The sequence below is a fragment of the Mycolicibacterium nivoides genome, assembly GCF_003855255.1.
GTDB classification, from domain to species: Bacteria; Actinomycetota; Actinomycetes; order Mycobacteriales; family Mycobacteriaceae; genus Mycobacterium; species Mycobacterium nivoides.
Genome location: NZ_CP034072.1, coordinates 2,686,825 through 2,699,508, shown reverse-complemented (window position 1 = coordinate 2,699,508; position 12,684 = coordinate 2,686,825). Strand labels below are relative to the sequence as shown.

The window sequence follows — 12,684 nt, the reverse complement described above, 5'->3', positions numbered from 1 at the left end:
GGCGGTGGGGGATTCACGTTCGGGGCGCCATGTCGTGAGTCGTCAGCTCAGGTGATGGACCTCCTGCAGTCCGTACACCGGCGTTGCCAGGCCCTCATAGCGGGCCTTGAGCTGCAACGCCAGATACAGCGAATAGTGCCGGGATTGGTGCAGATTGCCGCCGTGCAGCCACAGGTTGGGCTGTTGGGTGGGCTTCCACATGTTGCGTTGTTCGCCTTCCCACGGCCCGGGATCCTTGGTGGTGCCCGAGCCGAGGCCCCACACCTTGCCGATCCGGTCGGCGACTTCCTGACTGATCAGGTCGGCCGCCCAGCCGTTCATCGAGCCGAACCCCGTGGCGTACACCACCACATCGGCGGGCAGCTCGGTGCCGTCGGCCAGGATCACCGAATCCTCGGTCAGGCGGTCCACCTCGCCGTGCGCGAGTTTGATGCTGCCGTCGGCGATCAGCTCGCAGGCACCGACGTCGATGTAATAGCCCGAGCCGCGGCGAAGGTACTTCATGAACAGTCCGGAGTCGTCGTCGCCGAAGTCCAGATCGAATCCGGCGGCTTCCAGTCGCGCGTAGAAGTCCTTGTCGCGCTGGCGGATCGCATCGTAGATGGGCCGCTGGAAGTCGGCCATGATGGCATAGGGCAGTGACGCGAAGGTCAGATCGGCCTTCTCGGTGGTCATTCCGGCAGCGACGGCCCGCTCCGAGTACAGGTCGCCGAGACCCAGCTCCATCAGCGAGTCCGATTTCACGATGTGTGTCGAGGAGCGCTGCACCATCGTGACGTCGACATAGTTCTCGTACAACGCTTTACAGATGTCGTGGGCGGAGTTGTTGGAGCCGATCACCACGACTCGCTTGCCGGTGTACCGGTCCGGGCCGGGGTGGTGGCTGGAGTGGTGCTGCTCGCCGCGGAACACCTCCTGGCCCGGGAGCGTCGGGATGCTGGGCTTGCCCGACATGCCCGTCGCCAGCACCAGCTGGGCCGGCCGCAGCGTCACGGGCTCACCGTTGCGGTTCACCTCGACGGTCCACCGCTGTTCGTCTTCGTCATAGGACGCCGACAGGCAGGTGGTCGAGCTCCAGTACGGCACCTCCATGACCCGGGTGTAGAACTCCAGCCAGTCGCCGATCTTGTCCTTGGGTGCGAACACCGGCCAGTTCGGCGGGAACGGGAGATACGGCAGGTGGTCGTACCAGACCGGGTCGTGCAGGCACAGCGACTTGTAGCGCTTGCGCCACTGGTCGCCGGGGCGTTCGTGTTGGTCGACGACGATGGCGGGCACGCCGAGCTGGCGCAGCCGGGCACCCAGTGCGATGCCGCCCTGGCCCCCGCCGATCACCACGATGTAGGGCTGCTCGGTGTAGCCCAGCGTCAGGTCCTCGTCGAGGCGCTTCTCGGCCCAGGACCGCCGGTCCGGGTCGGAGCCGTGCACGGCGCCCAGTGGCCGGTTGGCGCCCTTGCGCTCCTCGTGACCCTTGAGCTCCTGCAGGGTGGTCAGCAGGGTCCAGCCCAGCTCGTCGCGCAGGCGCAGGTGCCCCTTGCCGCGGCCCACCGCGGTCTCGAACTCGATGAACGCCGAGGTGACGACGTGCTCCCCGTCGAATTCCTCGGTCGGGGTTTCCGCCGTCCGGAACCCGGACGGGTCGGTGTCCGCGAGTCGAGTGGTCAGCATGTCGGCCATGCTGTCGCGCCCCTCGAGGGTCTTGAGGTTCCAGGTGAAGGCGACCAGGTCACGCCAGAAGCTGTCCGTTGCGAACTTTCCGACGACGCGCTCGATGTCGCGGTCGGCCAGTGCGGATTCGAAATCGGCCAGCCAGGCGTCAACCCGTTCCTGTGGTGACAATGTGGCCAGCGGTGCGGCGGTGGTCTGCGTCATGTGGCCCAGCCCACACCGTGTCAAACACCGCAACAAGGGTTGCACGGGGTTGCAACCGACCTGGCGTTTGAGACCGCAACGTCTTGCAACCCTTACGGCGCACCCGGCAGGTCGCCTACAACGGCCCTATGAAAGCAGCCGTGTACTACGGACCGAACAAGGTCGAAGTCGCCGACGTCCCCGAGCCCGACCCTGGCCCCGGCACCGTCAAGATCAAAGTGGGCTTCAATGGAATATGCGGCACTGACCTGCATGAATACTATGCGGGCCCGATCTTCGTGCCGACCGAGCCGCATCCGCTGACCGGCAGGCAGCTGCCGCTGACCATGGGCCACGAGTTCTCCGGCACCATCACCGATGTGGGCGCGGGCGTCACCGGCTTCGCCCCGGGCGACCGGGTTGCCGTCGAGCCGATTTACCGATGCGACAATTGCGCACCGTGCCGGGCGGGCACCTACAACATCTGTCAGCAGATCGGTTTCCACGGCCTGATGTCCGACGGCGGCATGGCCGAGTACACCGTGGTGCCGACCGACATGCTGCACCGGCTTCCCGACAACGTCTCCCTCGAGCTCGGCGCGCTGGTCGAGCCGATGTCGGTGGCCTACCACGCCGCGACGCTCGGCGAGGTCGGACCGCTACACACCGCGGTGATCTTCGGGGCCGGGCCGATCGGCATCGGCCTGTGGTTCGCGTTGCGGGGCAAAGGGCTCGACGATGTGTTCGTCGTCGAACCCTCACCCACCCGCAGGTCCGCGATCGAGACACTCGGCGCCAGGACCCTGGACCCGACGGAACTCGACGTCCCGGCGTTCATCGCCGATCAGACCGGGGGACGCGGGGCCGACGCGGCCTTCGACGCGGCTGGGGTGGCCCCGGCGATCGAGGCGGCCACCGCGTGTGTGGGTGCACGCAAGCCGACGGTGAGTGTCGCGATCTACGAGAAGCCGCTGACGACACCGCTGCTCAACCTGGTGATGAACGAGTCCAGGATCCAGGGTTCGCTGTGCTACACCTCGGCGGACTTCGAGGCAGTCATTGATCTCATGGCGCAGGGGGTGTACGACACGAGGGGATGGGTCACTCCCATCGCCATCGACGACGTGATCGACGAGGGATTCGAAGCCCTGCACGCAGGCAAGAAGATGAAGGTTCTGGTCGACCCGAGCGGAGGCGCATCGTGACATTGCAGAGCAAGGTGGCGCTGGTGACAGGCGCGGGCCGCGGGATCGGGCGGGGCATCGCGCTGCGGCTGGCACGGGAAGGCGCCGACATCGCACTGGTCGACGTGGTACCGGACGGCATCAACGAGGTGGCCGGGGAGATCGCCGGAATCGGGTCGAAAACAACCACTTTCGTCACCGACGTGAGTGACCGCGATTCGGTGTACGCGGCGGTCGAGCACGCCGCGACCGCCCTCGGCGGGTTCGACATCATGGTCAACAACGCCGGGGTCGCGCTGGTCGGACCGATCGCCGAGGTCACGCCCGCAGACGTCGCCCGGGTGTGGTCGATCAACGTCGACGGCGTGCTGTGGGGAATCCAGGCTGCCGCAGCCAAGTTCATCGAGCTGGGCAGGCCGGGCAAGATCATCAACGCCTCGTCGATCGCCGGTCATGATGGCTTCGCGATGCTCGGGGTGTACAGCGCGACGAAGTTCGCGGTGCGCGGCCTGACCCAGGCCGCGGCCAAGGAGTACGCGTCGGCGGGCATCACCGTCAACGCCTACTGTCCCGGCATCGTCGGCACCGATATGTGGGTCGAGATCGACAAGCGGTTCGCCGAGCTGACCGGCGCCGCCGAGGGGGAGACATTCCAGAAGTACGCGGGCGGCATCGCGTTGGGGCGTCCGGAAACACCCGAGGACGTGGCCGGATTCGTTGCGTATCTGGCCGGACCGGATGCCGATTACATGACTGGTCAGGCAGGTCTGATCGACGGGGGGTTGGTCTATCGGTAGCCCGAGATTGGCGTCCCGATGTGATGTGGAGCACAATCGGCGATGATGGCCGGTTCGTCGATACCTGAGCCCGCGGTCTCACCTGGTGAGGATCCGCGGCGGTACGCCATGCTCCTGTCGGCGGTGTACGACGCGACCATGTCGGGTGACCGCGCGCCTGCGCGCCCTCGGGCGGTGATCGAAGACTCCTGGAACAGGCTGCGCGCCAAGGGGATAAACCCGGATCATCACATTCCGCCGCAAGTCGATACGTCCGGCCTGGACTTGCTGCGGCAGCAGTCCGGACTCATCGCCGTGCTCGACGACGTGTCGCGCGGGCTGGACTCGGTGATCGAAGAGGGCGACAACATCCTGGTGGTGGCCGATGCCAGGGGCCGGGTGCTGTGGCGCTCGGGCTCGCCGCGCGTACTCAGCCTCGCCGACCGCCTCGGTTTCATCGAGGGGGCGACGTGGAGCGAGAACGCGGTGGGCACCAACGGGATCGGTACCGCGCTCGCCTCGCATCGTGCGGTGCAGATCTTCTCGGCCGAGCATTTCCTGCGCACCCACCACCCGTGGACGTGTGCCGGTGCGCCGATCCGGGATCCCCGGACCGGTCAGGTGATCGGCATCGTGGACGTGTCCGGCCCGGCCTCCACCGTGCATCCGACGACGGTCGCCCTGGTGGACCTGGTGGCGCGGCTCGCGGAATCGCACCTGCGCGAGGCGCATGACAGAACGTTGAACCGCTTGCGTGCGGTGGCGGCGCCCATCCTGGCCAGAGTGGGCAGCCCGGCGCTGGCAGTGGATACCGAGGGCTGGGTGGCGGCGGTGGACTGCTTGCCGCTGCACAATCGGATCTTGTTGCCCGAGAGTGGGTTACCCGGCCGGGTGTGGATTCCGCCGCTGGGCATGTGCGATGTGGAGGGGCTGCCCGGCGGGTGGCTGGTCCGGGTGGCCGACGATGCCGAGCCCAGTGCGGCGCCGTCGCGGGTCATCCTCGACCTCCGGGACGGCGAACCGTCGCTGGAGATGTCCGGCCAGTTCGGCAGCTGGCGGCGCAGCATCTCCAGCCGCCACGCCGAGATCCTGTTGGTCTTGGCGACCAGCAGGCAGGGCCGGTCGGCACCGGAGCTGGCGGAGGATCTGTACGGCGATCGGTCCAGGGTGGTGACGGTGCGGGCCGAGATGTCGCGGCTGCGTAAGCAGTTCGTCGGTCTGGTCGCCGGTAAGCCGTACCGCTTCGGGGATTCTGTGGTCGTGGATGTCCGTTATCCCCAGGACATGTCCTCATTGCTCGCGTCCTCGACGGCTCCGGCCGTTCATGCGGCTCGTCGGTATACCTTGACCTGATGGTGGCAGACCCCACACTCCTGGACGGACTCGACGGCGAAGCCGGAGCGCAGCGTGCCGAGTTGGTCGAATGGCTGTTGTCCCGCGGCATCACCGCCGACCAGATCCGCCAGGCCGTCACCCCGATGTTGCTGGCCTCGCGCCGGGTGGCAGGCGACGACGGCACCTATGTGTCGACTCGCGAGATCAGCGAGCAGACCGGACTGGACGTCGCGCTCGTGCAGCGACTGCAACGGGCGATGGGGCTGGCGACCGTCGACGACCCCGATGCCGCGGTGCTGTTGCGGGCCGATGCCGAGGCGGTGGGCTTCGCCGAGCGTTTCCTCGAGTTGGGCATCGCCCCGGACCAGCTCGTGTTGATCACGCGGGTGCTCTCCGAGGGGCTCGGTCGGGCCGCCGAGGTGATGCGCTATGCCGCGCTGGCGGCAGTGTTGACGCCGGGAGCGACGGAACTGGAAACCGCCAAGGCGAGCGAGGCGCTGGTTGCCGAGGCGGCCCCGCTGATCGGGCCGATGATCCGGGACATGCTGTTCGTGCAATTGCGCCATGCGATGGAGACCGAGGCGGTCAACGCTTCCGAGCGGGCCGAGGGGCTTCCGCTGCCCGGTGCGCGGTCGGTCACCATCGCGTTCGCCGACATCGTCGGGTTCACCCGGCTGGGCGAGGTCGTGCAGCCCGAAGACCTTGAGCGGCTGGCGAACCGGCTGGCCGACGCGGCACGCGAGGTGGCGGTCGGCCCGGTACGGCTGATCAAGACGATCGGCGATGCGGTGATGTTCGTCAGCCCCGATCCGGCGGCACTGCTCGACGCGGCCCTGAAGTTGGTGGCCGCCACCGAAACCGACGAGGACTTCCCGCGGCTGCGGGTCGGGCTGGCGACCGGGCCTGCGGTGAGCCGGGCCGGTGACTGGTTCGGCAGCTCGGTCAACCTGGCGAGCCGGGTCACCGGGGCGGCGCGGCCCGGCACCGTGCTGGTGGCCGAGTCCGCCCGCGCGGCGATCGCCGAGGCCGGGGCCGACGACCGGTTCGGGTGGTCATTTGCCGGAGCCCGTCACCTCAAGGGCGTCAAGAGTGACGTGAAGCTGTTCCGGGCCAGGCCCGCATAGACCTTTATCGAATCTTCATCGAACGACTAGGGCAGCCACATGGACTCTCGTAAGGCTTGAGACATGACGAAACTGATGATGCTGAGCGCCGGCGCGGTGGTCGCGGCGGCCCTGGTGGCCGGTTGTAGCAACGACAAGGCCGACAGGACTGCCGATCTGGAAATGACCAACACCCAGAGCACCTCGGCGGCAGCGAGCTCACCGGTCGCCAGTGAGGCTCACAACGATGCCGACGTGATGTTCGCCCAGCACATGATCCCGCACCACCAGCAGGCGGTCGAGATGAGCGATGTGCTGCTGGCCAAGCAGGGCATCGACGCGCGGGTGACTGATCTGGCCACTCAGATCAAGGGTGCCCAGGCCCCGGAGATCGAGCAGATGCAGGGCTGGCTGAAACAGTGGGGCAACCCCCCGATGCCGCCGATGCCGCCGATGCCGCAGCAGGGCCACGGCGACATGGGCCACGGCAACATGGGCCAGGGTGACATGGGTCAGGGTGACATGCCCGCCATGCAGGGCATGGTGTCGGAGACCGACATGAATGCGCTGCGCAATGCCCAGGGCGCCGAGGCGGCCAAGCTGTACCTGACGCACATGATCGCTCACCACGAGGGCGCGATCACCATGGCGCAGGATGAGATCAAGGACGGTCAGTATCCCGCCGCGGTCGAGATGGCCCGCACCATCGTGAAGACGCAGCAGCAGGAGATCGACACCATGCGCGAGATCCTGGGTTCGCTCTAACCGGTCGGCAGGATGATCGTGAAGGTGGTCCCAGCGCCCGAACTGCTCACGGTGATGCGGCCACGGTGCGCTTCGACCAGGGCTTTCACGATCGCCAGTCCGATCCCGGAGCCGCCGTGGTCGCGGTCGCGCGCGGTGTCGGCCCGGTAGAACCGTTCGAAGACATGGGGCAGGTGCTCGGCAGGGATGCCCTCGCCGGTATCGGTCACCGTCAGCGTGACGCTCCGGTCGGCAGCCATGCTGGCATCGATCGTCACCCGGCCACCGGCCGGAGTGTGTCGCAGCGCGTTGTCGAGCAGGTTGCCCAGGATCTGGGCCAGCCGGTGCGGGTCCGCCCACAGCGACGGCAGGTTCTCGTCCGCCCGCCAGGCCAGCGTCACGCCCTTGTCGTCGAACCGATCCTGGGCCGCGGCGACCGCGGCGGCCACCACGGCGTCCGTCGCCACCGGGACCGGCGTGACCGTGGCAGGGCTTTCTTCGGCCTTGGCCAGGGCACCGGCATCGTCGGCGAACCGGACCAGGCGGTGCGTCTGCTGGCGCAGCATCGAAACAGTCTCGGGGTCAAGAGTTCTCACGCCGTCCTCGATGGCCTCGAAGTAGGCCTCCAGAACCGAAACCGGAGTCCGGATCTCATGGGCAAGATCGCTGAACAATCTGCGACGGCCGGCGTCGACAGCCTCCAGCCTCCCGGCCATCTGATTGAAAGAATTTGCCAGGGAGTCGAACTCGTCACCGAGATGGGCCGGAGGAACCCGCGAATCGTAGTGGCCGTCGGCGATGGCCGTCGCGGCCTGCGACACCTGGGTGAGCGACTTCTGCAGCCGCCTGCCGACGTACCAGGTGACGATGAGCGCCGCCAGGATCGCGACGCAGGATGCCACCCCGATCGAGATCATCGTGGCGTAGACGTAGGCCTCTTCGGCGTGCATCTGCTCGGCCGAGTCGCCGGATACCCCTGCGCGGTGCAGATGTTCGCGGAACAGCGGGGGACCGACGATGGCAGCCACGAGTCCGGTGGTGCCCGCGCCGGCGACCAGCACCAGGGCCTGGGCCGAGAGCAGTCGGGTACGCAGGCCGGCGCTCACCGTTGGCCGTCCTGCCCGGTACCCATCCGGTATCCGACGCCGCGCACCGTGATCACATACAGCGGGTCGGCAGGATCGTCGCCGAGCTTGCGCCGGAGGTGACCGATATGGACGTCGACGAGGTGTTCATTGCCGACATAGGTGGTCTCCCAGACGGATTCCAGCAGCTGACGACGACTGAGCGCCACTCCGGGGCGGGCCGAGAGGGCGGCGAGCACGTCGAATTCGGTGCGCGTCAGCATGATCGGGTCGCCGTCGAGGAACACCTGGCGGCCGTCGACGTCGATGCGCAGCGCACCGAACACCCGGCCGCCGGCCGACGCGGGGGAGGAGACGCGCGGCCGGCGCAGCATGGCCCGGATCCTGGCCACCAGTTCCCGCGGGCTGAACGGTTTGGTCATGTAGTCGTCGGCGCCCACCGACAGGCCGACGATGGTGTCCACCTCGGTGTCGCGGGCGGTCAGCATCACCACATAGGCGTCGGAGAACGTGCGCAGCGATCGACAGACTTCCACGCCGTCGATGCCGGGCAGGCCGAGGTCGAGAACCACCACGTCGGGGTCGACCTCGCGGGCCAGCCGCAGTGCCTCCGGTCCGTCGTGGGCCAGGGTGACCTCGAACTGTTCGCGGGTCAGATAACTGGCGATGACCTCGGCGAGCGGGGCTTCGTCGTCGACCACCAGGGCTCGGTAGCCGCCCGGAATGTGCTCCATCAGCCCATAGTGCAGGAGTGGGACAGGGGGCATAGGGATTTCATACCCTAGGGGGGTATAGTATGAGGCAACAACGAATCCGGCTCAGGAGGAAACTGCATGAGTACCCAGACTGTCACGGTCACTGGCATGACCTGCGGGCACTGCGTCACGTCGGTGCGTGAAGAGGTCGGCGGCCTTCCCGGTGTGCGCGCCGTCGAGGTCGACCTGTCGACCGGGCTGGTGACCATCGACAGCGACAGTCAGCTCGATCCGTCCGCCATCAGCGACGCGGTCGCCGAGGCCGGCTACGCCGTCGCGGGTTGAGCGGGGGTCGATCATGAGTGCGCCGCAGAAGCTCGTCGGGTTCGTCGTCGGACTCGCCGTGATCTTCGCCGTGTCCTTCGGGATCGGTTCCGCGGTCACGCTGGACAGCGTCCCGGCCGAAGGCCATGACGCCGGCCATGTCGCGGACCATGGGTCCGCGTACACGCTTCAACTCGAATCGGCCGCACTGCCGTCCGGCCCCGCGGTACCGCTGCGGTTCCGTATCGCCGACGGCACCGGCGCCCCGGTCACCCAGTACGTCGAGAGCCACGAAAAGCTGCTGCACCTGATCGTGGTGCGCCGCGATCTCGCCGACTACCAGCATGCGCATCCGGTGCTCGACGATTCCGGCACCTGGAGCGTTCCGCTGAACCTGACAGAGCCCGGCGACTACCGGGTATTCGCCGATTTCGTGCCGGCCGACGGCCGTGCGGTCACGCTCGGCGCGGACATGACCGTTGCCGGCAGGTATCAGCCGCGGCCGCTGCCCGCACCGTCGGGCACGGCCACGGTCGACGGCTACACCGTGACTCTCGCCGGGGTGGCCGACGCCGGCCGGCCCTCGGAGTTGACGCTCTCGGTCAGCCGCGACGGCAAGCCGGTCACCGATCTGCAGCCCTACCTGGGCGCATACGGGCACCTGGTCGCGGTGCGCGCGTCGGATCTGAGCTACCTCCACGTCCACCCGATGAGCGATGCGGCCGACCCGGCCACCGCGCCCGGTCCGCAGATCGCGTTCCACACCACACTTCCCAGTGCCGGTGAGTACCGGCTGTTCCTGGACTTCAAGCACCGCGATGCGGTGCACACCGCCGAATTCACCGTTGAGGAGGCACCGTGAGCACCGCCACCGGACACGTCGTACTCGAGATCGGCGGGATGACGTGTGCCTCGTGTGCCGGACGCATCGAACGGAAGCTCAACAACCTGGACGGCGTCACGGCGACGGTGAACTTCGCAACCGAGAAGGCCACCGTCGACGTCGCGGGTGAAGTGACGCCCGAGGAGCTGATCGAGGCCGTCGAAACCGCGGGCTACACAGCACAACTGCCCGCCACCGAACCGGGCGAGACTCATGCCGAGGACGATCCGACCGCCGCACTGCGCACCCGGCTGATCGTGTCGGCCGTGCTGACCATTCCCGTGGTGGCCATGGCGATGATCCCGGCGCTGCAGTTCACCAACTGGCAGTGGCTCTCGCTGACCCTGGCCGCGCCGGTCGTGGTGTGGGGCGCGCTGCCGTTCCACCGGGCCGCCTGGACCAACCTTCGGCACGGCACCGCCACCATGGACACGCTCATCTCGATGGGCACCATCGCGGCGTTCGGCTGGTCGCTGTACGCGCTGTTCTGGGGTACCGCCGGGATGCCGGGTATGACGCATCCGTTCTCGCTGTCCATCTCGCAATCCGACGGCACCGGCAACATCTACCTGGAAGTCGCCGCGGGTGTCACCACCTTCATCCTGGCCGGCCGGTATTTCGAGGCGCGGTCCAAGCGGCGTGCCGGGGCGGCACTGCGCGCGCTGCTCGAGCTCGGCGCCAAGGACGTCGCGGTGCTGCGAAACGGTGTGGAACAACGCATTCCCATCGAGTCGCTGGCCGTGGACGACGAGTTCGTGGTCCGGCCCGGAGAGAAGATCGCCACCGACGGTGAGGTGGTCGACGGTTCGTCCGCGGTGGATGCCTCGATGCTCACCGGCGAATCGGTGCCGGTCGAAGTCGCCCCGGGGGACCAGGTCGTCGGCGCGACCGTCAACGTCGGCGGCCGGCTCGTCGTGCGGGCCAAGCGAATCGGATCCGACACCCAGCTGGCCCAGATGGCCCGGTTGGTCGAGGACGCGCAATCCGGCAAGGCACAGGCGCAACGGCTGGCCGACAAGGTCTCCGCGGTGTTCGTGCCGATCGTCATCGCGCTCGCGGTGGGCACCCTGGGTTTCTGGCTGGGTACCGGCGGCCCGGTGGCCGCGGCCTTCACGGCCGCGGTGGCGGTGTTGATCATCGCCTGCCCGTGTGCGCTGGGCCTGGCCACTCCGACGGCGCTGTTGGTCGGGACGGGCCGCGGTGCCCAGCTCGGCATCCTGATCAAGGGGCCCGAGGTGCTGGAGTCCACCCGTCGCGTGGACACCGTGGTGCTGGACAAGACCGGGACGGTGACCACCGGGGCGATGACGCTGCTCGACGTGATCGCGGCTGCCGGAGAGGATGCCGCCGAGGTGCTGCGGTTGGCCGGTGCGGTCGAGGACGGCTCCGAGCACCCGATCGCGCGGGCCGTCGCCAAGGGCGCCCGCGACAAGGTCGGGGAGCTGCCTCCGGTGGAGGATTTCGCCAATGTGGCGGGACTCGGGGTGCAGGGCGTCGTCGACGGCCATGCCCTCGTGGTGGGCCGGCGCCAGTTGCTGGCCGACTGGTCGCAGAGTCTGCCCCCGGAGTTGGATACCGCGATGCGCGAGGCCCAGGCCCTGGGCCGCACGGCGATTGCCGTGGGCTGGGACGGGCAGGCGCGCGCGGTGCTGGTGGTCGCGGACGCGGTCAAGCCCACCTCGAAGGAGGCGATCGAGCAGCTGCGCGCCCTCGGTCTGGATCCGATCATGCTGACCGGCGACAACGAGGCGGCAGCGCAGGCGATCGCCGAACAGGTTGGTGTCCAAGAGGTTTACGCCGAGGTGCTGCCGCAGGACAAGGTCGATGTGATCAAACGCCTGCAGGACGAGGGCCGGGTGGTGGCCATGGTCGGCGACGGCGTCAACGACGCCGCGGCGCTGGCCCAGGCGGATCTCGGCCTGGCCATGGGTACCGGCACCGATGTGGCGATCGAGGCCAGTGACCTGACCCTGGTCCGCGGTGATCTGCGGGCGGCCGCCGATGCCATCCGGTTGTCCCGGCGCACGCTGGCCACGATCAAGGGCAACCTGTTCTGGGCATTCGCCTACAACGTCGCCGCGTTGCCACTGGCCGCGGCCGGACTGCTCAACCCCATGTTGGCCGGTGCCGCCATGGCGTTCTCCTCGGTGTTCGTGGTCAGTAACAGCCTGCGGCTGAGACGATTCCGATGATCGCATATCGATCACAGGCTGGATTCGATTCACGCACAACCAGAATCGTGGGCATCGCGCGGCTACAGTTGGAAACATCGTGATGTCGCGCAGCTCTCGCATGCACTCACTGTCACGGCTGGCAGCCATGATGGCGATTGTGTTGTGGGCTGGGGTACTCACCGGGCAGTGGCAGGCGACGAGCCGCGATCACCCGACACATCTGCCGCACGCGGTCTCGGCAGCGATCGGCGAGGGCGCGGATCTGATGATGCTGGATCACCCGCACGTCAGTGATGGTTCGCCTTCACACATGCCGGAGGGCTTCACCGCTGCCGTTCTGCCCAGGCCCTCGGTCACCCCCGTAGCGCTTTCGGTTGTGGCGCTCGTCCTCGGCTGCACGGTGGTGTGCGCGTGTGCCGCGGTACGCGCGCAGCGGGGTCCCCCAGACCAGCATGGTGTCCTACTCGCCGGGCAGGAGCTTCTGGTCCGGATCTGTATCGCGCGCCGCTGATCTGTCAGCGCGGGTGCCT

At 67.9% G+C, this 12,684-nt stretch carries 12 protein-coding genes; 9 read left to right on the top strand and 3 right to left on the bottom strand.

Annotation, left to right across the window (positions count from 1 at the left end; genetic code table 11):
• Window positions 1–42: 42 nt before the first annotated feature.
• Entirely contained in the window at window positions 43–1,872 is a 1,830-nt protein-coding gene (locus EH231_RS12805) for a flavin-containing monooxygenase (protein ID WP_090428402.1), read from the bottom strand.
• Between the two features lie 128 nt (window positions 1,873–2,000).
• On the opposite strand from EH231_RS12805, the gene EH231_RS12800 reads away from it, so the two are divergent.
• The 5 genes from EH231_RS12800 to EH231_RS12780 all read left to right on the top strand — a co-directional run bounded on the left by EH231_RS12800 (window position 2,001) and on the right by EH231_RS12780 (window position 7,014).
• Entirely contained in the window at window positions 2,001–3,056 is a 1,056-nt protein-coding gene (locus tag EH231_RS12800; RefSeq protein ID WP_090428405.1) for a 2,3-butanediol dehydrogenase, read from the top strand.
• Complete coding sequence (locus tag EH231_RS12795; protein ID WP_090428408.1) at window positions 3,053–3,832, top strand: acetoin reductase; 780 nt, start codon at window positions 3,053–3,055, stop codon at window positions 3,830–3,832. Before EH231_RS12800 ends, EH231_RS12795 begins: the two co-directional genes overlap by 4 nt.
• Before the next feature lie 45 nt (window positions 3,833–3,877).
• Complete coding sequence (locus EH231_RS12790; protein WP_170856307.1) at window positions 3,878–5,164, top strand: GAF domain-containing protein; 1,287 nt, start codon at window positions 3,878–3,880, stop codon at window positions 5,162–5,164.
• Window positions 5,164–6,270, top strand: a complete 1,107-nt coding sequence (locus EH231_RS12785) for an adenylate/guanylate cyclase domain-containing protein (RefSeq protein ID WP_090428412.1) — start codon at window positions 5,164–5,166, stop codon at window positions 6,268–6,270. The genes EH231_RS12790 and EH231_RS12785 overlap by 1 nt, the downstream gene beginning before the upstream one ends.
• Before the next feature lie 63 nt (window positions 6,271–6,333).
• Window positions 6,334–7,014 (top strand): DUF305 domain-containing protein, encoded by a 681-nt coding sequence (locus EH231_RS12780; RefSeq protein ID WP_090428415.1) that lies wholly within the window; start codon window positions 6,334–6,336, stop codon window positions 7,012–7,014.
• Here EH231_RS12780 and EH231_RS12775 read toward each other — a convergent pair.
• Window positions 7,011–8,099 (bottom strand): HAMP domain-containing sensor histidine kinase, encoded by a 1,089-nt coding sequence (locus tag EH231_RS12775; protein WP_090428418.1) that lies wholly within the window; start codon window positions 8,097–8,099, stop codon window positions 7,011–7,013. The genes EH231_RS12780 and EH231_RS12775 overlap by 4 nt on opposite strands.
• Window positions 8,096–8,812 (bottom strand): response regulator, encoded by a 717-nt coding sequence (locus EH231_RS12770; RefSeq protein WP_090428421.1) that lies wholly within the window; start codon window positions 8,810–8,812, stop codon window positions 8,096–8,098. Before EH231_RS12770 ends, EH231_RS12775 begins: the two co-directional genes overlap by 4 nt.
• A gap of 99 nt (window positions 8,813–8,911) precedes the next feature.
• Here EH231_RS12770 and EH231_RS12765 point away from each other — a divergent pair, with 99 nt between their 5' ends.
• From EH231_RS12765 to lpqS, 4 genes are all read left to right on the top strand, one after another.
• The gene (locus EH231_RS12765) at window positions 8,912–9,118 is read left to right on the top strand and encodes a heavy-metal-associated domain-containing protein (RefSeq protein WP_090428424.1); all 207 of its coding nucleotides are present in this window, start codon (window positions 8,912–8,914) and stop codon (window positions 9,116–9,118) included.
• A 13-nt stretch (window positions 9,119–9,131) separates the two neighbouring features.
• A complete protein-coding gene (locus tag EH231_RS12760) occupies window positions 9,132–9,959 on the top strand; it encodes a DUF8832 domain-containing protein (protein ID WP_090428426.1) in 828 nt (275 codons plus the stop codon).
• Between the two features lie 38 nt (window positions 9,960–9,997).
• A complete protein-coding gene (locus EH231_RS12755) occupies window positions 9,998–12,172 on the top strand; it encodes a heavy metal translocating P-type ATPase (RefSeq protein WP_170856333.1) in 2,175 nt (724 codons plus the stop codon).
• Window positions 12,173–12,272: 100 nt separating this feature from the next.
• Window positions 12,273–12,665: a putative copper homeostasis (lipo)protein LpqS gene (lpqS, locus tag EH231_RS12750; protein ID WP_124712521.1), complete on the top strand. Its 393-nt coding sequence runs from the start codon at window positions 12,273–12,275 to the stop codon at window positions 12,663–12,665.
• Window positions 12,666–12,684 lie beyond the last annotated feature (19 nt).

Bases quoted from the DNA above. Each gene is read 5' to 3' on its own strand.
- EH231_RS12805 (WP_090428402.1), bottom strand. From the start codon at position 1,872: ATGACGCAGACCACCGCCGCACCGCTGGCCACATTGTCACCACAGGAA.
- EH231_RS12800 (WP_090428405.1), top strand. From the start codon at position 2,001: ATGAAAGCAGCCGTGTACTACGGACCGAACAAGGTCGAAGTCGCCGAC.
- EH231_RS12790 (WP_170856307.1), top strand. From the start codon at position 3,878: ATGGCCGGTTCGTCGATACCTGAGCCCGCGGTCTCACCTGGTGAGGAT.
- EH231_RS12785 (WP_090428412.1), top strand. From the start codon at position 5,164: ATGGTGGCAGACCCCACACTCCTGGACGGACTCGACGGCGAAGCCGGA.
- EH231_RS12780 (WP_090428415.1), top strand. From the start codon at position 6,334: ATGACGAAACTGATGATGCTGAGCGCCGGCGCGGTGGTCGCGGCGGCC.
- EH231_RS12770 (WP_090428421.1), bottom strand. From the start codon at position 8,812: ATGGAGCACATTCCGGGCGGCTACCGAGCCCTGGTGGTCGACGACGAA.
- EH231_RS12765 (WP_090428424.1), top strand. From the start codon at position 8,912: ATGAGTACCCAGACTGTCACGGTCACTGGCATGACCTGCGGGCACTGC.
- EH231_RS12760 (WP_090428426.1), top strand. From the start codon at position 9,132: ATGAGTGCGCCGCAGAAGCTCGTCGGGTTCGTCGTCGGACTCGCCGTG.
- EH231_RS12755 (WP_170856333.1), top strand. From the start codon at position 9,998: ATGACGTGTGCCTCGTGTGCCGGACGCATCGAACGGAAGCTCAACAAC.
- lpqS (WP_124712521.1), top strand. From the start codon at position 12,273: ATGCACTCACTGTCACGGCTGGCAGCCATGATGGCGATTGTGTTGTGG.